The sequence below is a fragment of the Amycolatopsis sp. CFH S0740 genome, assembly GCF_004522315.1.
GTDB classification, from domain to species: domain Bacteria; phylum Actinomycetota; class Actinomycetes; order Mycobacteriales; family Pseudonocardiaceae; genus Amycolatopsis; species Amycolatopsis nivea.
Window position 1 is genome coordinate 140,166 of record NZ_SDLS01000014.1, and the last position, 21,596, is coordinate 161,761.

The window sequence follows — 21,596 nt, forward strand, 5'->3', positions numbered from 1 at the left end:
CAGAAACGAGGCCCTCGCCCGGGTTGGGCGGGGGCCTCGTTTCGTGCTGCCGGCTGAGGTACGTGAGGGGAACCCTCACGGAATCTGATTCCCTCAGGGTGGCCCTCACGGACTTCTGCGGAGCGGAGTGCCGCGGGGTTCAGCTGAGGAACGAACCGCCGAAGTAGTCGTCGTCATCGCCGGAGTCCTGACGCCGGGCGCGGCGGCCCGACGACGACGGCGGCGGCTGGGGCGCGGATCGCTTCGGCCGGTCGCCTCGGTCGGCGAGGGGATTGGCGAAATCGTCCTCCGGCTGCGGTTCCGGCGCGCGGTGCCGAGGCGGAGCGGGAGGAGCGGGCGGCTCCTCCTTCGGCGGCTCCGGAGCCGGTGCCGGGGGCGGCGGCGTCCGGTCGGCGAGCGGATTGTCGTTCGAGTACTCGGGCGGTTCCGGCGCGGGCGGGGCCGGGGGCTGCGGACGGCCGCTGCTCGCCAGCGGGTCCGCGGCGGAGAACCCGGCGGGCTTGTCCGGCGTGTCCGGATACGTCGACCTTCCGGTGTCCGACAACGGGTTCCCGGCGCCGCCGGTGCGCGCCTCGAGGATTTCCTCGGGGCTCTGGCCCTCCTCCAGCTCCTCGAGGATGTCCTTGGCCTCGCTGAGCTTCTCGTCGGCGAGCGCGCGGACCTCGGGGTCGGCGAAGGCCCGGCCCGCGGCGACGTCTTCCCAGGAGAATTCGCCTGCTTCGACCTTCTGCTTGACCAGCCGGAGCTGAGCGGGCGCGTCCGGACGCGAGGCGGCGCGCTTGATCGCCTCGATCCGTTCCGGCGTGTCGGTTTTGGGCAGCGGGCGGAGCTTGATCTTCTCCAGGTCCTTCAGCAGCTGCTGGGACTTGCGGACCGTCCGGTCGAGCGCGGCCTCGGCCTCCCGCAGCTCGGGCGTCTTCCACGAATCGTCCGCGGTGACGGGGTAGGACATCTCGGCAGTTCCTCCTTAGTCGATGCGGCCGTGGATCCGGCCGCTCGCCGAGCGCCGGGGCGGATGGGACGGCGGATGGTTCGCGGGCGGGTGGTTCGGCTGGGACGGCGGGTGGCTCGGTTGCTGGGGCGGCTGGTGGTTCTGCTGGTTCTGCGGGGGCTGGTGCTGCGGACCGTCCGGTTGGGACCGCTGGTTCTGCCCGCGCTCGCCGTCTCCCTGCGACCGGTCGCCTTCGTCGCCGGAGCGGCGGTCGCTGTTCCCCTCGTCGCCGGACGTGCGGTCGCCCTCGTCGTCTCCGCCTTCGCGCGAGCGCCGGTTTTCCGCGTGCGCCTCGCGCGACTCGTTGACGCCGTCCTTGCCCGCCTGCACGGCGTCCTTGGCGTCCTGGCCGATGCCCTTGGCGTTGTCCTTGATGTCGCCGACGTCGCCGCCGATGTTCTTCGCGATGTCGACGAGATCGCCGATGCTGCCGACGTCCTTGATCTTCTGCAGCTGCGACCCGATGTCCTTGATCGAGTTCCAGATGTCCTGGACCTTCGTGATGATGTCCTGGATCATCTCGATGATCGAGATGAGCGCGTTGATCAGCGGCAGCAGTTCGCTGAACGCGGTGATCGCGTCGGCGATCCAGCCCGCGATCGGGACGCACGCCTCCGCGGCCATCACGAGCAGCCGGTCGATCAGGCTCTTCAGCAGGTCGAGCGCCTTGGCCGCGAGCTTCTTCGACGTGTCGGACAGCAGATCGAAGCCCTTGGCGATCAGCGACGCGATCCCGGCCTCGGCGGCGAGCCCGGCCCGCCACCCGGCCTGCACATAGGCCTTGTGTTCCAAGGAAGCCATGCCGTGCCAGGAATCGCTGACGGTCTTCTCGTTGGCGACCATCACCTCGGAGAACGCCTTCATCGCCTCGGAGATGTTGCGCCACGCCTCGGCGTCCGCCGACATCTTCGAGAAATCGCCGGTGAGCGGTTCGATGAACTGCTGGGTGAGCGTGGTGCCGGTGAACTTCTGGTACACCCACTCGACGGCCATCACCTCGACGCCGGCGTCCTGCACCAGCGCCTGGATGTCCTCGCCGGAGGTGTCTTCCGGCGGCTGCAGCAGTTCGACGATCGAATCGCCGCGGTCGAAGTCGCCGGTGCCGCCGGGCACTCCGCCGGGTTCGCCGCCCGAAGCACCGGTGCCGCCCTCGCCGCCGTTGCCGCCGCCTTCACCGCCTTCGCTGCCGGAACCGCCCTCGTCGCCGCCTTCGCCGCCCCCGTCGCCGCCTTCGCTTCCGGAGCCGCCCTCGTCACCGGAGCCGCCCTCGTCGCCGCCCCGGCCGCCGCCTTCGTCGCCGCCCTCGTTGCCGCGGTCGCGGCCCCGCTCGTCGCCGCCTTCTCCGCCGCCGTCCCGGCCGTCCCGACCGTCGCCGCCGTCCTGACCGTCCCGGCCATCTCGACCGTCGCGGCCATCCCTGCCGTCACGACCATCCCGACCATCCCGACCATCTCGGCCGTCGCGACCGTTGTCGTCGCCGGAGTTTCCCCCGGTGCCGCTCGGATGCGTCCCGTCGTCCCCTCCGGACGGACGGCGTCCGTCCGGGCCGGTGCCGGGGTGCTGGTTCCCTCCCGGATGGGTGGGCTGATGGCCGCCCGGAGGCGGCTGGTTGCCGGGATGCGGCTGGTTTCCCGGATGCGGCTGGTTCCCGGGGTGCGGCTGGTTGCCGCCGGGATGGGACGGCGGATGCGTCGTCCCCGATCCCCCGGAGTGGTGGCCGCCGCCGTGGCCGCCCCCGTGCCCTCCGCCGTGCCGTGCCATGTCTTTTCCCCCTCGTCAGAACCGTGCGGTGCGGATGCGCATCAGGCCGCGCCGCGGCCGGAGTCGATGCCGTCGAACTGGTCGATGAACTGCTGGAGCAGCTGCGCGGAATTGGCGTCGTGGTGCGCGTAGGCCTGCGCCGCCTGCTTGACCCCGTCCGACAGCGAGGTCAGCCGCGAGTGGCCGAAGTCGAGCGTTCCGCCGTAGAGGTTCGCGACCAGCTGCACCACCGGCTGCAGCACCACGAACAGGCCGGTGAACCCGGACGTGTCGCACGCGGTGGAGCGCATGTAGTCGTTGATCTTGCTGATCTTCTCGTGGAGGCTGTCGAGCACCTCGGCGTACTGGTTCATCGTCTCGACGTCGACTTCTATGCCGGACATGAAAGAAACCGCCCTCCCCGTGAGCTATTCGGTTGCCGAACACTATGGCAACCGACGATCACCGGGCGTGGGCGGTTCCCCGAAATTTGTGCGATTACCTGGGAAGATCGGGCGAAGGGGACGAAGCGGGCGCATCGACTTCGTCACGTGCCGGGTGCGCGAGGCGGCCCCGGGGCTTATGCTTCGCGGACCGAAGCATCTCAGGACCCATCCGGAACTATGTCGTTCCGCGCTGCCGGATCGTTACCGTTCTTCCCCGTTCGGGGAGCTCCGAGGCGCTGCTGGGGTGTTTCCCAGGTGTTAAAGTCGCGCTAACAAGCGGGCCATCGTCGTCCCGTGCGCTCCCCGCGGCCGGTTCGCCGGCCACCGCACGAAACGACGAAGGAGGTCCCTTTTCCATGATCTTCTCCGCCATCCCCGGCAAGCAGGGTCTGTACGACCCGGACACCGAGCAGGATTCCTGCGGCGTCGCCATGGTCGCCGACGTCCAGGGCCGCCGCACGCACGGCATCGTCACCGACGGTCTCGCCGCGCTCACGAATCTCGACCACCGCGGAGCCGCGGGAGCCGAGCCGACGAGCGGCGACGGCGCCGGGATCCTGCTGCAGCTGCCCGACGAACTGCTGCGCGCCGAGGCGGGTTTCCCGTTGCCTCCCACCGGCGCCTACGCCGCCGGGATCGCTTTCCTGCCCTCCGACGACGAGCAGCGCCGCAAGGCGATCGGGCTCGCCGAACGGATCGCGGCCGAGGAAGGGCTCGCCGTCCTCGGCTGGCGCGAGGTCCCGGTGGACGCCGACGGCGCGGACATCGGCCCCACCGCGCGTTCGGTGATGCCGCGCTTCGCGATGCTGTTCGTGTCGTCCCCGCACGGCGAAACCGGCCTGGAGCTGGACCGGCTGGCCTTCTGCCTGCGCAAGCGCGTCGAGCACGAGAGCCTCGCTTCCGGCTGCGGCACGTACTTCCCGTCGCTGTCCGCGCGCACGATCGTCTACAAAGGCATGCTCACTCCCGAGCAGCTGCCGCGGTTCTTCCCCGATCTGCGCGATTCCCGGCTCGCCAGCGCGATCGCGCTCGTGCACTCCCGGTTCTCCACCAACACTTTCCCGTCGTGGCCGCTCGCGCACCCGTTCCGGTTCGTGGCCCACAACGGCGAGATCAACACGATCCGCGGCAACCGCAACCGGATGCGCGCCCGCGAGGCGCTGCTCGAATCCGACCTGCTGCCGGGCGATCTTTCCCGGCTGTACCCGATCTGCTCGGCCGACGCGTCGGACTCGGCGTCCTTCGACGAGGTGCTGGAGCTGCTCCACCTCGCGGGCCGCTCGCTGCCGCACGCGGTGCTGATGATGATCCCGGAGGCGTGGGAGAACCACACCTCGATGGATCCGGAACGGCGCGCTTTCTACCAGTTCCACGCCAGCCTGATGGAGCCGTGGGACGGCCCGGCGTGCGTCACCTTCACCGACGGCACGCTCGTCGGCGCGGTGCTCGACCGCAACGGGCTGCGCCCGGCGCGCTGGTGGCGCACCGCCGACGACCGCGTGGTGCTCGCCAGCGAGGCCGGAGTCCTCGACGTGGCACCGGAAAACGTCGTCGCGAAGGGCCGGTTGCAGCCGGGCCGGATGTTCCTCGTGGACACCGCCGCGGGCCGGATCGTGGACGACGAAGAGGTCAAGTCCGCGCTGGCGCGCAAGCAGCAGTACAGCGACTGGCTGCACGCCGGCCTGCTGAAGATCGCCGAGCTGCCCGATCGCGACCACGTCGTGCAGAGCCACGATTCGGTGCTGCGCCGCCAGCTCGCTTTCGGCTACACCGAAGAAGAACTGAAGATCCTGCTCGCGCCCATGGCCGCCAACGGGGCCGAGCCGATCGGGTCGATGGGGTCGGACACCCCGGTCGCGGTGCTCTCCAAGCGCTCCCGGCTGCTGTACGACTATTTCAAGCAGAACTTCGCGCAGGTGACCAACCCGCCGCTGGACGCGATCCGCGAAGAGCTGGTCACGTCGATGAGCCGGATCATGGGGCCGGAGCGCAACCTGCTCGCGCCGGGGCCCGCGTCGTGCCGGCACCTGAACCTGCCGTATCCGGTGATCGACAACGACGAGCTGGCCAAGCTCATCCACATCAACGACGACGGCGATCTGCCCGGTTTCGCCTGCACTGTCCTTTCCGGACTGTACGAAGTGGACGGCGGGGCGGACGCGCTGGCGGCGGCGATCGAGCGGGTGCGGCGCGACGCGTCCGAGGCGATCGCGGCGGGCGCGCGCACGCTCGTGCTGTCCGACCGCGATTCCGACCACCGGATGGCGCCGATCCCGTCGCTGCTGCTGGTTTCCGCGGTGCACCACCATCTCGTGCGCACCAAGGAGCGGCTGCGCGTCGCGCTGGTCGTGGAGACCGGCGACGCCCGCGAGGTGCACCACATCGCGCTGCTGCTGGGCTACGGCGCGGCGGCGGTGAACCCGTACCTGGCCTTCGAAACCATCGAAGACATGATCAGCCAGGGCGCGATCACCGGCATCGAGCCGGCGAAGGCGATCCGCAGCTACGTGCAGGCGCTCGTCAAGGGCGTCCTGAAGATCATGTCCAAAATGGGCATCTCGACAGTCGGCGCGTACACCGCGGCGCAGGTCTTCGAATCCCTTGGCCTGAGCCAGGAACTGCTCGACGAGTACTTCACCGGAACGTCGTCGAAGCTCGGCGGCGTCGGGATGGAGGTGCTCGCCGAGGAGGTCGCGGTGCGGCACCGCCGGGCGTATCCGGACAACCCGACCGACCGGGTCCATCGTGGACTCGACACCGGCGGCGAGTACGCGTACCGCCGCGAGGGCGAGCTGCACCTGTTCACGCCGGAGACGGTGTTCCTGCTGCAGCACGCGTCGAAGACCGGGCGCGACGAGGTGTACCGCAAGTACACCGACGAGGTGCACCGGCTCTACCGCGAGGGCGGCACGCTGCGCGGGCTGTTCAAGTTCCGCGACGGCGCGCGCGAGCCGATCCCGCTGGACGAGGTCGAACCCGCGTCGGCGATCCTGCGCCGGTTCAACACCGGGGCGATGTCGTACGGCTCGATTTCGGCGGAGGCGCACGAAACCCTCGCCATCGCGATGAACCGCATCGGCGGCCGGTCCAACACCGGCGAAGGCGGCGAAGACCCGGAGCGGCTCTACGACCCGCAGCGGCGCAGCGCGATCAAGCAGGTCGCGTCGGGCCGGTTCGGCGTCACGAGCGAGTACCTCGTCAACGCCGACGACATCCAGATCAAGATGGCGCAGGGCGCGAAGCCGGGCGAAGGCGGGCAGCTGCCGCCGAACAAGGTGTACCCGTGGATCGCCCGCACACGGCATTCGACGCCGGGCGTCGGGCTGATTTCCCCGCCGCCGCACCACGACATCTACTCCATCGAGGACCTGGCGCAGCTGATCCACGACCTCAAGAACGCCAACGAGCAGGCCCGCATCCACGTGAAGCTGGTGTCCTCGCTGGGCGTCGGCACGGTCGCGGCGGGCGTGTCCAAGGCGCACGCGGACGTCGTGCTGATTTCCGGGCACGACGGCGGCACCGGCGCGTCGCCGATGAACTCGCTCAAGCACGCCGGCACGCCGTGGGAGATCGGGCTCGCCGAAACGCAGCAGACGTTGCTGCTCAACGGTTTGCGCGACCGGATCACGGTCCAGGTGGACGGTGCGATGAAGACCGGCCGCGACGTCGTGATCGCGGCGCTGCTCGGCGCCGAGGAGTACGGCTTCGCGACCGCGCCGCTGGTGGTCGCGGGCTGCATCATGATGCGCGTCTGCCACCTCGACACGTGCCCGGTCGGCGTCGCCACGCAGAGCCCGGAGCTGCGCAAGCGCTACACCGGACAGGCCGACCACGTGGTGCGGTACTTCGAGTTCGTCGCCGAAGAGGTGCGGGAAACCCTGGCACAGCTGGGATTCCGCACGCTCGACGAGGCGATCGGGCACGCCGAGATGCTCGACACCGACGAGGCCGTGCAGCATTGGAAGGCCTCCGGGCTCGACCTCAGCCCGGTCTTCGAGATGCCCGCGGAGACGCCGTACGGCGGTGCGAAGCGGCGTGTGCGCGAGCAGGACCACGGTCTGGCGCACGCACTCGACCGCACGCTCATCCAGCTCGCCGAGGCGGCGCTGGAGGACGCGCATCCGGTGCGCCTGGAACTGCCGGTGCGCAACGTGAACCGCACCGTCGGCACGCTGCTGGGCTCGGAGATCACCCGCCGTTACGGCGGCGAGGGCCTGCCGGAGGGCACGATCCACGTGCGGCTCACCGGTTCGGCCGGGCAGTCGCTCGGCGCGTTCCTGCCGCGCGGCATCACGCTGGAAATGGTCGGCGACGCCAACGACTACGTCGGCAAGGGCCTGTCCGGCGGCCGGATCGTGGTCCGCCCGCATCCGGAAGCGAGCTTCGCCGCCGAACAGCAGACGATCGCGGGCAACACGCTGGCCTACGGCGCGACGTCGGGCGAGCTGTTCCTGCGCGGGCAGGTCGGCGAGCGGTTCTGCGTCCGCAACTCCGGTGCGACGGTCGTGGCCGAGGGCGTGGGCGACCACGCGTTCGAGTACATGACCGGCGGCCGCGCGGTGGTGCTCGGCCCGACCGGGCGGAACCTGGCGGCCGGCATGTCCGGCGGCACCGCGTACGTGCTCGACCTGGACCCGGCGAAGGTCAACCGGGAGATGGTGGACCTGCTTCCGCCCGCTCCGGAGGATCTGGCCTGGCTCAAGCAGATCGTGCAGCAGCACCACGACCTCACCCGCTCGGCCGTGGCCGCGTCGCTCCTGGGCGACTGGACCCGGCGCGCGGCGGCGTTCACCAAGGTGATGCCGCGCGATTACCAGCGGGTCCTCGATGCGGCGAAGGCGGCACGCGCCGCCGGCCGCGATGTCGACGAAGCGATCATGGAGGCGGCTCGTGGCTGACCCCACCGGTTTTCTGAAGCACGAACGGCAAGAACCGAAGAAGAAGTCCTACGAGGAACGGCTTTCCTCGTGGGGCGAGGTCTACGCGGACGTCGCGCCCGAAGAGCGCAACGAGCAGGTGCGCACGCAGGCGTCGCGGTGCATGGACTGCGGCATCCCGTTCTGCCACTCCGGCGGTTCCGGCTGTCCGCTGGGCAATCTGATCCCGGAATGGAACGACCTCGTCCGCCGCGGCGACTGGGCGGCGGCCAGCGATCGCTTGCACGCCACCAACAATTTCCCGGAGTTCACCGGGAAGCTGTGCCCCGCACCGTGCGAGGCGGGCTGCGTGCTGTCGATTTCGCCGTTGTCCGGCGGGCCGGTGGCGATCAAGCGCGTCGAGGAGACGATCGCGGCGCAGTCGTGGGAAGCCGGATACGTGCAGCCGCAGGTCTCCGAGGTGTCCTCGGGCCGCAAGGTGGCCGTCGTCGGCTCCGGCCCGGCCGGGCTCGCCGCGGCGCAGCAGCTGACCCGCGCGGGCCACGAGGTCACCGTGTTCGAACGGGACGACCGGCTCGGCGGCCTGCTGCGGTACGGGATTCCCGAGTTCAAGATGGAGAAGAAGGTCCTCGACCGGCGCCTCGCGCAGCTGCGCAAGGAGGGCACGAAGTTCGTCACCGGCTGCGAGGTCGGTGTCGACCTGACGGTGGAAGACCTGCGCGCGCAGTACGACGCGGTCGTGCTCGCCGTCGGCGCCCTGCGCGGCCGCGACGACCGCACCACGCCGGGCCGTTCGCTGCAGGGCATCCACCTGGCGATGGAACACCTGGTGCCCGCCAACAAGTTCGTGGAGGGCGACGGCCCGTCCCCGGTCGACGCGAACGGCAAGCACGTCGTGATCATCGGCGGCGGCGACACCGGCGCGGACTCCTACGGCACCGCCACCCGGCAGGGCGCGCTGTCGGTCACGCAGCTCGACCAGTACCCGACGCCGCCGGAAATCCGCGACGACGAACGTTCGCCGTGGCCGACCTGGCCCTACATCCTGCGCACCTACCCGGCGCACGAGGAGGCGGGCGAGCGGAAGTTCGCGGTGGCGGTCAAGCAGTTCGTCGACGACGGCAACGGGCACGTCAAAGCCGTGGAACTGCAGGAAGTCCGCGTGCAGAAGGACCCGGAAACCGGCCGCCGCGAGGTCATCCCGGTGAACGACGCGGTCGAAACGCTGCCCGCGGACCTGGTCCTGCTGGCGATCGGCTTCGAAGGCGTCGAGGAAATGCCGCTGCTGGAAGGCCTCGACCTGACCCTGACCCGCCGCGGCACCCTGTCGTGCGGCGCGGACTGGCAGACGGAAACCCCCGGGGTCTTCGTCTGCGGCGACGCCCACCGCGGCGCGTCGCTGGTCGTGTGGGCCATCGCGGAAGGCCGCTCGGTGGCGGCCGCGGTGGACACCTTCCTGACCGGTGCTTCGGACCTTCCCGCTCCGGTGCACCCGACCGCATTGCCGCTCGCGGTGGTGTGATCGGCTCGAGCTCGGGCCCCGGCGCAACGGCGCGCCGGGGCCCGTTTCTTTACGCTGGAGAGCGTGCGAATCGGTGAATTAGCCCGGAAGACCGGGGTCAGCGCCCGCTCGCTGCGGTACTACGAGCAGCAGGGCCTGGTGCACAGCACCCGGTCCGCGGGCGGGCAGCGGCATTACCTGGCGACCGAGGTCGAACGGGTCGAACTGATCCGCCGGTTGTTCGCCGCGGGCTTGCACAGCAAGGTGATCGCCCGGCTGCTGCCCTGCGTGCACAGCGACGACGCGGCCGTCATCGAAGACGCTTTCACCACCATGGTGTCCGAACGCGACCGGCTGACCGCCGACATCGCCCGCCTCGCCGACGCCCGCGCCGCGCTGGACGTGCTGATCGAGGCGAACACCCGGTACCGGCAAGGCGAGTCCGTCTCGTGCTAGATGCTGATGACTAGCTTGCCCGCGGCATGCCGGGACTCGACCAGCGCCAACGCTTCATGCGCCCGTGCGAGCGGATAGGTCCCGGTGATGTTCGGATCGAGCCGCCCTTCGGCCATCAGCTCAGCGACCCGTTCCAGACTCGCCCGGTCGAGCCGACGACGGACGAATTCGCCGCCGAGTTCGGTCACCGACGCATCTCCGACCGCGACGAGCTTCTTCCCTAACGGCGCGACGTCGCGAAGGGACTGGCCGCCAACGGTGTCGACCACGGCGTCGAAACTGCCCTCGACGCTTTCCGTCGTGTAGTCGACGAACGCAGCGCCGTACTTCGCCGCGAGAGGCCGCTTGGCCGTGCTGCCCGTGCCTGTAACGACGAGCCCCCGGTCCCGCGCCAGCTGCGCCAACGCGATGCCGACGCCCCCGCCGATCCCGTTCACCAGAAGCGACGCGCCCTTCGGCAGATCGAGCTGGTCGAGCACGTCCAGCGCCGTGGTGCCCGCGACGGGAATGGTCGCCGCCCAGGTCCACGGGAGAGCGTCGGGAATGCGGGCGGTGGACTCGCCGAGCAGCAGCGTCGTTTCCGCGTACGTCCCCGCGCCGGTCAGCGCGAACCCGGTGACCCGGTCGCCGACGTCGAGGCCGGTCACGTCTTCTCCCGCGGCGAGCACCGTTCCCGCCGCTTCCATCCCGATGACCTGAGGGAACGGCAGGCGCCCGTTCAGGTCGGGGACGTGCCCGGACCGCAGCAGATGATCGAGCGGATTCACCCCCGCGGCCGCGACCCGGACCAGCACCTCGGCGGGGCCGGGCACCGGGTCAGGCCGGTCGAAGAACTCCTGGACGTCGGCAGCGCCGAATGCCCGGTATCCCAAGGCAGTGCTCATTCGCTTGTCCCTTCCGCGGCAGGCTCGGTTCGGGAACGACGCTATTTCTTGACACCAGTGTCACCTTCCAGCCAATGTGACCCGGCCGACACGGTTCGTGCGAAGCTGAACCGCGTCGGAGGGGGACGCCCAGGTGGACGAACGGATCACGAACCAGGTCTTGGGCCCGGTCACGGGCAAGGTCGTGCAGGTGGGCCACGCCGACTCGGTCGTCGTCCACGCGCACCCGTCCGCCCGGTCCCGCTACCGGCAATGGGTGCGCCAGGTGGCCCCGGACCAGCTCGTCGGCCGCGAAACGGAACTGGCTGAACTCGCCCGCTTCTGCACCGCCCCGGACGACGCTCCCGCGTACGTGTGGTGGCGCGCGGCTCCCTGGACCGGTAAGTCGGCTCTGATGGCCTCGTTCGTCCTCTCGCCGCCCGAGGGAGTGCGAGTGGTGTCGTTCTTCGTCACGGCGCGTTCGCTCGGCGACGACACGCGTGAGGCGTTCGTAGACGTCGTCCAGGAGCAACTGGCCGAAGTCCTGGGCGCGGCGAAAGACCCCGAGGCGCGAAACCTCAACGCGGTCTTCGCCGAAGCCGCCGCACACTGCCGAAACCGCGGCGAGCGCTTGGTACTGGTCGTCGACGGACTGGACGAGGATCGTGGGGCCAGCTCCGGCGGCCACAGCATCGCCGCGCTGCTGCCGTTCCCCGAAAACGGTCTCCGCGTGATCGTCGCGAGCCGCCTCAACCCCGGCGTCCCGCCCGACGTGCGCGGTGATCATCCCTTGCGGGATCCCGGAATCGAGCGTTCCCTGGCGCCTTCGCCCGCAGCCGTCGCGGCGAAGGCCGATATGGAGCAAGAGTTAGACGCACTGCTCCGCGACCAAGAGGACCTGCTGGGCTTCTTGGTCGCGGCTCGCGGCGGGCTCAGCAGCGACGACCTGGCGCAGCTGACCCAGCGGCGCCCACGCGACGTCGAACGGGTTTTGAACAGTGTGGCGAGCCGTTCGTTCACCCGTCGCCCAGCGCATTGGCGACCCCGCGAGGCCCCGGCGGTTTTCCTGCTGGGCCACGAGAACCTGCAACGCGAGGCGGTCGACGCCCTCGGCGGCGAACTGTCCCGGTACCGCGCGGCAATCGACGAATGGGCCGCCGGATACCGGTCGGCGGGCTGGCCGCCGGACACTCCCCAATTCCTGCTGCGCGGCTACTTCCGGCTGGTCCAGGAAAGCGGCGACGCGACGGCGCTAGTAGATCTCGCGGGAGACCCTGCGAGGCACGAACGCCTGCTGGACGTCTCCGGCGGCGACCTGGCCGCAATGGGGGAGCTGGACGCCGCCCGCGCGGCTCTGCTCGCGTCCGACGATCCCGACCTCGTCCGGCTCGTCACGCTCGACACGTACCGGGACAATTTCCGCGACCGCAACAAGACCACGCCGGTGCGGCTGCCCGCGGTGTGGGCCGCGCTGGGGCAGTTCGACCACGCCGTGGCGCTGGCGCAGTCCATGACCGATCCCGTTTCGCGCAGGCGAGCACTGCTCGAGCTGTCCGGTGAGCTGGTCCGCGCCGGACAGCCGGAGCGAGCCGAGCAACTGGCCGACGACGAGCACGATCCGGAGCTGCGCGACTCCCTGCTCGCGGAAACCGCGGTCGGATTGGGGTACGGCGGGAAGCCCGAAGCGGCCGCGCGGATCGCCGGGCGGGTCAGCGCGGATCAACGACGGCGGATCGCCGCCGTCGCCGAACCGGACCTCTCCCGGGCCGGGCAGCTGGCCAGGGAGATTTCCCGCGAAGACCTCCGGGACCGGACACTGAGCGAACTGGCGGTGCAGGCTGTCGACGACGTGGCCGTGGCCGCGGAACTGGCTGGCGCGGTGACTCGCGACCTGAGCCGGGACGCGACGTTCGCGGAGATCGCCCAGCGGCTCGCCCAGCGGGGCGAGGTCGAGCGGGCACGCGCCTTCGCGTAGGAGCACGGCGCGTCCGGAGTGCTGTTCCGCCTCGACGTCACCGCAGAATTGGCCGCGGCGGACGACCCGGTCGCAGCTGTCGAAGCGAGATCCGCCGAGGTGCACCGCGAGCACACGCTGGTGCCCGTCCTGATCGATTTCCTGGCCGGGACGGGCAGGCTGGCGGACATTCCCGCGGTACTCGATGCGATGACCGACCCCTTCGCCCGGCGCAACGCGGTGAACCGGTTCGTCCAGGCACTCGTGGCCGCGGGCCAGCCCGACCAGGCCTTCCAGTGGGCTGCCCGGCACCTCTCCATCCGCCGGTCGGCCCTCGAACTGCAAGGCGACGCGGATCGGTTCGTATCCCTGGCGGACGCGCTGCTGGCGACCGGGGACCGCGCCCGCGCGCACGAGGCGGCGGAGCGGGCGGAGTCAATGACTCGCCGTCCGGCGGACGATCGGCGGGCGGTAGCGGCGATCGGTGCGCTGAGCACAACCGTCGCCGCGGCAGGCGACGTCCGCCGGGCCGAACTGCTCGCTCCTCTGGTGCGCTCGGAATGGCAGGGACTGGGGGAAATCAAGTCGCTGGCGTGCCTTCTCGCGGAAAAGGGAGATCCGCTGATCGCCGAGAGGCTGATCCGCGGCGTCGAATTCTGGTCGGCGATGCGGGAACCCGTGATCCTGCTCGCCCGCAGGCTCCGGGCCGACGGCGACCAGGCCGCGCTGGCCCGGATCGCGGAGTACGTCCGGACCAGGATGAGGGAGACGCCCTCGGACCGGCACTTCGCCGCGCGCCGCTGGCCCGCGGCCGTCGTGATGCTGGCCGCGGTGGGCGACCCCGCCGAGGTCGTCGAATTGGTGGCCGCCGGTGGCGAGGAGGACGCCAACTCCGAGTTGGCGATCGAGGACGCGATCGAGGACCTGGCGGTGCGCGGCGAGGTCGCCGCGGCCCTCGAGCTGTGCGGATACCTGAAGGAGGGGAGCCGCGCATCCGCCCGGCGGATCCTGGTCCGCGGCCTGGCCTCGGCGGGGCACCTCGACCAGGCCGAGGCTGTCTTCGAGAGCGTCGAAAGCGATCAGGAACGGGAACGGCTCACCCTGGCGTTCCTGCCGGAACTGGCCAAGCACGACCTGCCCCGCGCACTCGCCCGGACCCGTCTCGTCGAACCCGCCGACGACCGCGCCCGTCTGCTGGTCGAGATCTCCGCCGCCGCCCCGCCGGACGAGCGCCGCCGGATCCTCGCCGAAGCGGTCAGCCTCGACCACTGGTCGGTCATCGTCCCAGCCCTTGAAACAGCCGAACTCGCAGGTCTGCTGGACGTGGCCGACCGATTCGGCGCCCTGTACCGCGAAGACGCCCCGGACGCGTGACCCTCGCCGCCCACCGGCCCGGGCAAAGGCGGCAGACCCTATCCTGAGACGCGTGAACTGGACAGTCGACGTTCCCGTAGACACTCTCCCCGAGCTGCCGCCGTTGCCTCCTGAGCTGCGGGACCGCCTCGACACCGCCTTGTCGCTGCCCGCCGCGCAGCAGCCGGAGTGGCCGGACGCCGCGCTGGCCAAGCGGGTGCGCGGCGTGCTGGAGAGCGTGCCGCCGATCACCGTGCCCGCCGAGATCGACCGGTTGAAGAGCCGGCTCGCCATGGTGGCCCGCGGGGAGGCGTTCCTGCTGCAGGGCGGGGACTGCGCGGAGACGTTCGAGTCCAACACCGAACCGCACATCCGGGCGAACCTGCGCACGCTGCTGCAGATGGCCGTCGTGCTCACCTACGGGGCCAGCCTGCCGGTGGTGAAGGTCGGCCGGATCGCGGGCCAGTACGCGAAGCCGCGCTCGTCCGGCACCGACGCGCTCGGGCTGCCGGTCTACCGCGGCGACATCATCAACTCGCTCGTCGCCAAGCCGGAGCTGCGGGTGCCGGACCCGGGCCGGATGATCCGCGCCTACGCGAACGCGGGCGCGGCGATGAACCTGGTCCGCGCGCTCACCGGGGCCGGCATGGCCGACCTGCACCAGGTGCACGACTGGAACAAGGACTTCGTGTCCTCGTCGCCGGCGGGGGAGCGGTACGAGGCGCTCGCCGCCGAGATCGACCGCGGCCTGCGGTTCATGAACGCCTGCGGCGTCACCGACACGTCGCTGCAGTACACCGAGATCTTCGCCAGCCACGAGGCGCTGCTGCTCGACTACGAGCGCGCGATGCTGCGGCTGGACCAGGCCGACGCGGCGAACCCGAAGCTGTACAACCTGTCCTCGCACTTCCTGTGGATCGGCGAGCGCACCCGCCAGCTCGACGGCGCGCACATCGCGTTCGCCGAACTGCTGTCGAACCCGATCGGCCTCAAGATCGGCCCGACGACCACGCCGGAACAGGCCCTGGAGTACGTCGAGCGCCTCGACCCGCGCAACGAGCCGGGGCGGCTCACGCTGATCTCCCGGATGGGCAACGGCAAGGTCCGCGAGGTGCTGCCCGCCATCGTGGAGAAGGTCGAATCGTCCGGGCACAAGGTCATCTGGCAGTGCGACCCGATGCACGGCAACACGCACGAGTCGTCCACCGGCTACAAGACCCGGCACTTCGACCGCATCGTCGACGAGGTCCAGGGCTTCTTCGAGGTGCACCACAAGCTCGGCACCTACCCGGGCGGCATCCACGTCGAACTGACCGGCGAGGACGTCACCGAATGCCTCGGCGGCGCACAGGAAATCTCCGACGTCGACCTCTCCGGCCGCTACGAGACCGCCTGCGACCCGCGGCTCAACACCCAGCAGTCGCTGGAACTGGCCTTCCTCGTGGCGGAGATGCTGCGCGGCTGACCACAGCTCGTGAGTGTTGATCACGGTTCTAACCGTGATCAACACTCACGAGACGTCCAGCAACTCGGCCGCCGACTTGGCCACCGCGTCCCGCAGCGACCCCAGATCCGCCACCGCCTCCGCGTTCGCCTGCAGTCCGATGTGGACACTGTCGCGATAAGGCGCGACCGCGATCCCCACCGCCTGGCGCGGGGCCAACGGCACGAACGGATACACCTGCGTCAGCGGCGCACCGTCGAGCGCGTGCCGGGCGCGCGGCACCGGAACGGTCGTCACCACCAGGTCGAACAGCAACGGCGCGGCCAACCCCGCAGTCCGCGTCCCGAGCCGGTGCAGTGCCGCGGGCATCCGGTCAGCCAACAGCGGAAACGCCCCGGCGCCGCGAGCAGGGCCAGCGGCTTTGTTGCGTGCCATCGAGGCGCGCACTTCGGCCAGTCGCCGCACCGGATCGTCCATTCCGATCGGCAGATCGCACAAATAGCCGGAAAGCTTGTTCCCGCCCCGTTGCTCGGCCGCCCTCCCGCGCACGCTCACGGGAATCAGCGCGCGCACCGACCGTCCCGTCGCGCGAATGCCGCGGTTGACGAGCCATTCGCGCAACGCGCCGGAAAGCACCGCGAGTACCACGTCGTTGGTGGTGCCGCCGTGCGTTCGCCGGATCCGGCGAAGATCGGACGACGCCAGCCGGGTGAAACCGAGGCGTCGTTCGGCGGTGGCGGGTGCAGCCAGCGGCAGGCACGGCGGACGCGCCGCCCGGACCACCGACGACGCGATTCCCGCTGTCTCCCACGTGTCCCGCACCGCGCTCAGCGGCGAACGCGGCTGCGGAATCACCGGTGCGGGCTGCGCAATCGGCAATCCGTCCAGAAGCCCGGCCGTGACGGCGTACGCGCCCGCCCCGTCAGTCAACGCGTGGTGCAGTTTGAGCAGCACCGCGAAGCTTCCGTCCGGAAAGCCGGTCACCACAGTGAGTTCCCACAACGGACGGTGCGGGTCGAGCGGTTCGGCGATCCACCTCGCCGCGAACTCCGGCAGCGGGTCCGGGTCGTACAGCGTAGTGAGCCGGTGGTGCCGGATGTGGTGCACTGCCCGGAAATCCGGGTCGTCCACCCACGTCGCGGAGCCGGGCGGGAAGAGCCCGGCGCGGATTTTCCGGCGCAGCGGCGGAATATCCGCCGCCCGGCGCGCGAGCAGCGCGGTCAGCCGGTCCGGATCGACCGCCTCCTCCGGTGCGAAAACCAGCGCCGCGCCCATCTGCATCGGCGCGGTTTCCCTGGAGAGGCAAAGAAAAGCGACATCGAGCGAGCTGAGCGGGGCAGGCGCCATGGTCCACCTTCCAACGTCGGACGTCGAGGGCGAATGCAACGACACTACCCAGGTGTGACCGGCGCACGGCCGTGATGTTGCGAGGACGCTAATTCCGCGGAATTTCACTCGCCCGTGGAGCGCCGCCGCTGCGGCAGACCGGGCCCGGCGGCCGGGCCGGGGCCGCCCGCCTCGGTGACCTCGGCGGCGATCTGGCGCATCGCGACGCCGTTGCCCGGCCGCTTCGGCAGCCCGGGCCACAGCTCGCTGGCTTCGAGCGCGGCGGCACGCAGCCGTCCGCCGTCGAGTTTGGTGTGCGTTTCGGCGATCTCGCGGTCGAGCCACTGCACGATCACCTTCAGCGGACCGGCGCTGGGCAGCGGCCACACGAACACCGGATGCTCGTAGCGGAACTCCGACCCGCTGCCTTCCTCGACGCGCAGCACCGGCTCGTGCGGTTCGCCCGCGCTCGGCACCGAAACGGTTTCGGAACTGGCCCGTCCGCCGTCCGGGAACAGCACGCCGACCAGCAGCGAGTTGTAGTCCGGGACGCGCCGGTGGCCGATCAGCGGCGCGCCGTCCATGCGGTCGCGCGAATACACCGCGATCCGCAGCGTCATCGCCTCCGGCCACACCTCGACCGCGCGCAGCGCCACGATGGTGCGCTCGGACCGGCCCAGCGGCGTCGCCCACGGCACCAGCGCGGGCACGATGTGGTCGGCGGGCGGGCCCGTCCACGGACGGCCCTCGTAGCCGAACAGCTCCCGTTCCCGGACCGGGAACAGGGGGCGCTCGCGAGGACCGTCCGTGAAGAAGCTCATCAGTCCTCGCGAGGGGCGACGCTGCCGTCGGAACCGGACTGCTTGGGGCCCATGGCGTCCATCAGCTGGCGGGCGAGGCCGAGGCCCGTGCCGCCGAGGGAGAGCGCCTTGGTGAACATGTCCGACATCCCGTCCGCGCCGTTCAGGACCACCATGTGGTCGACATTGCCGAAGGCCTGCGCGCCCGCTTCGACGATCTCCGGCCAGCGCTCGGCCAGCTGTTGTGCTACCACAGCCTCCTGGTTCTCCGCCAGTGCGGCCGCGCGCGCCTTGATCGACTCGGCCTCGGCGAGCCCCTTCGCTTTCGCCGCTTCGGCTTCGGCCAGACCCTTGGCTTTCGCCGCCTCGGCGTCCGCGAGACCCTTCGCCTTGGCCGCCGCCGCTTCCGCCTCGCCAGTGGCCTTCGTCGCACTCGCGCTGGCTTCCGCCCGCGCCTTCGTGGCCTGCGCTTCAGCGTCCGCCGCCGTCTTGACCCGGGTCGCGTCCGCACCGGCCCGCAGCTCGGTTTCCTTCGCCTGTGCCTGCGCGCGGGCGATTTGCGCGTCGCGTTCCGCGTCCGCCGTGGTGCGCGTTTCGTACGCCTTCGCGTCGGCCGGCTTGCGGACCTGCGACTGCAGCCGCTGCTCGGACAGCGCCGCCTCGAGTTCGGCGGCCCTGGTCTCCTGGACCACGACCTCCTGGCGCGCGGTCGCCTCGGCCAGCGGACCGGACTGGCTCGCCTTCGCCTTGGCCTGGTCCACCTCGGCCTGGTACCCGGCCTGCTGGATCTGGCTTTCCCGGATCGCACCCGCCTTGCGCGCGGCGGCGACCTGCTCGGCCTCGGTCGCCTCCTGGTCGCGCTGCGCCTCGGCGATCCGCGCGGAGGCGGCGATCGCGGCCGCGTGCGGTTTGCCGAGGTTGACGATGTAGCCGGACTCGTCGTCGATCTCCTGGATCTGCAGCGAGTCCACGATCAGCCCGAGCTTGATCATCTCGGTGGCCGACGACTGGCGGACCTCGCCGGTCAGCGCGTCGCGGTTGTGGATCATCTCCTCGATGGTCAGCCCGCCCACGATCGACCGCAGGTGGCCGGAGAACAGCTCGTGGATGGTGTCGTTCATGCCCTTCTGCTGGTCGAGGAACCGGCGGGCGGCGTTCGCGATCGACGCGAAGTCGTCGCCGACCTTGTAGATCACGACCGCGCGCACGGTGACCGGCAGACCCTGTTTCGTCACACACGAGACCTGCAGGTTCACCCCTCGGGTGTCCAGCGACAGCCTGCGCGCGGTCTGGAAGCCCGGCAGCACGTTCACGCCGCGGCCGGTGACGATCTTGAACCCGAGGCTGTCGGCGGTCTCGGTGCGCTCGACCCGGACGCCCCAGCCGGAGATGATGAGCGCTTCGTTCGGCTCCGCGACCTTGTACAGGATCCGCAGGAGCCCGAACAGCAGGATCACGGCCACGACCGCGATCACCACGATGACCCAGATTTCCATAGCCCTCGCCGCACTTTCCGTATTCAGCTGGCACGGCGCTGAGGCGCCGTCAGCACTGCGACGCGGTCAAGCGCGCAACGGTTGCCACCTTTCCACGTAGACCGTGCGCGGGGGCTCGAAATCGACCACCAGAACGGGTGTTCCCACGGCGAACGTGGTGTCCGGCTCGGCCGGATAGGCGTAGAAGGCCTCGGTGCCGCCGCGGACGCTGAGCAGCACCTCGCCGATCAGCCCCGGCCCGACGGTGCCGGTGACCCGGCCGCGGCTGCCGATCATCCGCCGAACCCCCGGATCTTGACCTTGGTGCCCTTCGGCACGAACGTGCCCGGGGCCGGGTCCTGCTGCAGGACGAAGTCGAAGCCGCCGTGCCCGTGGCCGTTGCCGTCGCCGCCCTTGCGGTCGACCTCGAGCCCGGCCGCCTTGAGCGCGTCCGCGGCCTGGTCGAACGGGCGGTACCGGACGTCCGGGACCTGCACCGCGTTCGAGACGTAGACCTTGACCTTCTTCGTCCCCGGCGAGCCCGCGCCCGGGTCGGTGCGGGTGACCGCGCCTGCGGGCACGGTCTGCGAGAACTCCTCGCCGCCGTCCTGCGGCTGGAATCCGGCCTGCTTGAGGATCTGGAACGCCTCGTCCTTGGACCGCCCGGTCACGTCCGGGACCGGCGGAAGCGGCTCCGGGCCCTTGGACAGGACCAGCGTGACCTGGCCGCCGACGTCCACCGGGGTGCCCGCCGCCGGGCTCACGCTCACGACGGTGCCCTGCGGCGCGGTGTCGCTGTACTCCGGCGTGCCCTGGACGACGGTGAGCTTCTGCTCCTGGATCGCCTTCGTCGCCGTGTCGAGCGCGGTGCCGACCTGGATGTTCGGCACCTTCGGCTTGCCCTTGGACACCACCACGGACACGGTGGCGTCCTGGTCGAGCGTGGTGCCCGGGGCCGGATCCACCTTGATGACCTTGTAGGCCTCGACCGTGTTGTCGAACTCCTGGCTGTAGCGCGGGTTCAGCTTCGCCGCGCGCAGCTGGTCGCCCGCCTCGGCCTGGGTCAGCCCGGCGAGCTTCGGCACGGTCGTGGTCGTGACCTTGGAATCGCTGAGGATGAACGCGAACGCGCCGATCAGCCCGCCGAGCACGAGCACCCCGGCGATCGCCAGCGCGATCAGCTTGCGCTTGTCCCGCGGCTTCCGCGGCTCGTCCGGCGCGGCGGCGGGCCCGGCACGCGGCGGTACCGGAGGCGGCGGCGCGGCGGGCACGGCGCGGGTCAGGGCGCGCGTGCCGCGAGGTCCGGAGACCGGCATGGTCTGCTGGTCAGCCGGCACGTTCTGCTGGACGGCCGGGATGTTCGGGAGGGTGCGTTCGACGTCCGACACGCGGTCGCCGTCCGGCGGCGGGGGCACCGGCACCGCGACCGGCTGCAGCCCCAGCTCGGCGCGCGCGGCCTGCAGCTGCGCCAGGAACTCGCCTCCGTCGGCCGGGCGCTGCTCCGGGTCGCGGCGGGTGGCGCGCAGGACCAGGTCGTCGAGCGCCGGCGGCAGGTCCGGCCGCAGCTCGCTCGGGCGCGGGACGTCGTCGTTCACGTGCCGGTAGGCGACCGAGATCGCGGTGTCGCCGGTGTAGGGCAGCCGGCCGGTGAGCATCTCGTACAGCAGGATGCCCGCCGAGTAGACGTCGCTGCGGGCCGTGGTGTCGCCGGTGGCGACCTGTTCGGGGGCCAGGTAGCCGACGGTGCCCAGGATGACGCTCGAACTCGTGGTGCCCGCGCTGGCGACCGCGCGGACCAGGCCGAAGTCGCCGACCTTGACCACGCCGCCCGCCAGCTGCCCGCTGCGGCCGATGAGCACGTTCTCGGGCTTGACGTCGCGGTGCACCAGCCCGGCGGCGTGCGCGGCGGCCAGCGCGGCCAGCACCGGCTCCGCGACGCTCAGCGCGAGCGAGACGTCCAGCTGGCCCTGTTCGTCCAGCAGGTCGCGCAGCGTGCCGCCGTTGACCAGCTCCATCACCAGGAAGGCGAGACCGGCGTCCTGACCGGCCGGGGTGTCGAAGCCCTGGTCGTGCACGGCGACCACGTTCGGGTGATGCAGCTGGGCGGCCGAACGCGCTTCGCGCACGAACCGGTCGACGAACGACCGGTCGTCGGCGAACCGCGGATCCATGATCTTGATCGCCACCGCCCGGTCCAGGCGGGTGTCGAGGCCCCGGTAGACAGCCGACATCCCGCCCCTGGCCAGCAGCTGGTCAACGCGGTACCGGCGTTCGAGCAGGGTGCCGACGAGGCTGGGCTGGGTGCGCGTCACGGTGGGCAATCGTACGGAAGGCCGCGCGTGCCGGGGCGGGTCACCCGTGCGTAGCAGT

Annotated in this window: 15 protein-coding genes; 6 read left to right on the forward strand and 9 right to left on the reverse strand. The window is 70.8% G+C overall.

What is annotated here, in order from left to right:
* Nucleotides 1-139 precede the first annotated feature (139 nt).
* The 3 genes from EIZ45_RS23900 to EIZ45_RS23910 are packed head-to-tail and all read right to left on the reverse strand — an operon-like array spanning nt 140 to nt 3,135.
* Entirely contained in the window at nt 140-952 is an 813-nt protein-coding gene (locus EIZ45_RS23900) for a hypothetical protein (RefSeq protein WP_134665839.1), read from the reverse strand.
* Between the two features lie 15 nt (nt 953-967).
* A complete protein-coding gene (locus EIZ45_RS23905) occupies nt 968-2,752 on the reverse strand; it encodes a hypothetical protein (protein ID WP_134665841.1) in 1,785 nt (594 codons plus the stop codon).
* A 41-nt stretch (nt 2,753-2,793) separates the two neighbouring features.
* A complete protein-coding gene (locus tag EIZ45_RS23910; protein WP_037809678.1) occupies nt 2,794-3,135 on the reverse strand; it encodes a hypothetical protein in 342 nt (113 codons plus the stop codon).
* A gap of 398 nt (nt 3,136-3,533) precedes the next feature.
* Between EIZ45_RS23910 and gltB the strand changes: the two genes are divergently transcribed.
* The 3 genes from gltB (at nt 3,534) to EIZ45_RS23925 (ending at nt 10,011) form a co-directional block, all read left to right on the forward strand.
* Nucleotides 3,534-8,075: a glutamate synthase large subunit gene (gene gltB, locus EIZ45_RS23915; protein WP_134736072.1), complete on the forward strand. Its 4,542-nt coding sequence runs from the start codon at nt 3,534-3,536 to the stop codon at nt 8,073-8,075.
* Nucleotides 8,068-9,576, forward strand: a complete 1,509-nt coding sequence (locus EIZ45_RS23920; RefSeq protein WP_134665845.1) for a glutamate synthase subunit beta — start codon at nt 8,068-8,070, stop codon at nt 9,574-9,576. The genes gltB and EIZ45_RS23920 overlap by 8 nt, the downstream gene beginning before the upstream one ends.
* A 63-nt stretch (nt 9,577-9,639) precedes the next feature.
* On the forward strand, nt 9,640-10,011 hold the full coding sequence (locus tag EIZ45_RS23925; RefSeq protein WP_134665847.1) for a MerR family transcriptional regulator: 372 nt from the start codon (nt 9,640-9,642) through the stop codon (nt 10,009-10,011).
* Here EIZ45_RS23925 and EIZ45_RS23930 read toward each other — a convergent pair.
* On the reverse strand, nt 10,008-10,895 hold the full coding sequence (locus tag EIZ45_RS23930) for an NADP-dependent oxidoreductase (protein WP_134665849.1): 888 nt from the start codon (nt 10,893-10,895) through the stop codon (nt 10,008-10,010). The genes EIZ45_RS23925 and EIZ45_RS23930 overlap by 4 nt on opposite strands.
* Before the next feature lie 133 nt (nt 10,896-11,028).
* Here EIZ45_RS23930 and EIZ45_RS23935 point away from each other — a divergent pair, with 133 nt between their 5' ends.
* Genes EIZ45_RS23935 through EIZ45_RS23945 form a run of 3 tightly spaced genes read left to right on the forward strand, consistent with a single transcriptional unit; the run spans nt 11,029 to nt 15,646 of the window.
* A complete protein-coding gene (locus EIZ45_RS23935; protein ID WP_134665851.1) occupies nt 11,029-12,849 on the forward strand; it encodes an ATP-binding protein in 1,821 nt (606 codons plus the stop codon).
* An 18-nt stretch (nt 12,850-12,867) separates the two neighbouring features.
* Nucleotides 12,868-14,202, forward strand: coding sequence for a hypothetical protein (locus EIZ45_RS23940; RefSeq protein ID WP_134665853.1), 1,335 nt, complete (start codon nt 12,868-12,870; stop codon nt 14,200-14,202).
* Between the two features lie 52 nt (nt 14,203-14,254).
* On the forward strand, nt 14,255-15,646 hold the full coding sequence (locus tag EIZ45_RS23945; RefSeq protein WP_037809686.1) for a class II 3-deoxy-7-phosphoheptulonate synthase: 1,392 nt from the start codon (nt 14,255-14,257) through the stop codon (nt 15,644-15,646).
* Nucleotides 15,647-15,691: 45 nt separating this feature from the next.
* Here the strand turns inward: EIZ45_RS23945 and EIZ45_RS23950 are convergent, their stop codons facing one another.
* From EIZ45_RS23950 to pknB, 5 genes are all read right to left on the reverse strand, one after another.
* The gene (locus tag EIZ45_RS23950; protein ID WP_134665855.1) at nt 15,692-16,972 is read right to left on the reverse strand and encodes a wax ester/triacylglycerol synthase domain-containing protein; all 1,281 of its coding nucleotides are present in this window, start codon (nt 16,970-16,972) and stop codon (nt 15,692-15,694) included.
* A gap of 104 nt (nt 16,973-17,076) precedes the next feature.
* Nucleotides 17,077-17,772: a hypothetical protein gene (locus EIZ45_RS23955; protein ID WP_037809689.1), complete on the reverse strand. Its 696-nt coding sequence runs from the start codon at nt 17,770-17,772 to the stop codon at nt 17,077-17,079.
* A complete protein-coding gene (locus EIZ45_RS23960) occupies nt 17,772-19,247 on the reverse strand; it encodes a flotillin family protein (RefSeq protein ID WP_134665857.1) in 1,476 nt (491 codons plus the stop codon). The genes EIZ45_RS23955 and EIZ45_RS23960 overlap by 1 nt, the downstream gene beginning before the upstream one ends.
* Before the next feature lie 66 nt (nt 19,248-19,313).
* Nucleotides 19,314-19,523 carry a hypothetical protein gene (locus tag EIZ45_RS23965; RefSeq protein ID WP_037809693.1) on the reverse strand — a complete coding sequence of 70 codons (210 nt, stop codon included), beginning with the start codon at nt 19,521-19,523 and terminating at the stop codon, nt 19,314-19,316.
* Nucleotides 19,520-21,538: a Stk1 family PASTA domain-containing Ser/Thr kinase gene (pknB, locus tag EIZ45_RS23970; protein ID WP_043828970.1), complete on the reverse strand. Its 2,019-nt coding sequence runs from the start codon at nt 21,536-21,538 to the stop codon at nt 19,520-19,522. Before pknB ends, EIZ45_RS23965 begins: the two co-directional genes overlap by 4 nt.
* Between the last annotated feature and the right edge of the window lie 58 nt (nt 21,539-21,596).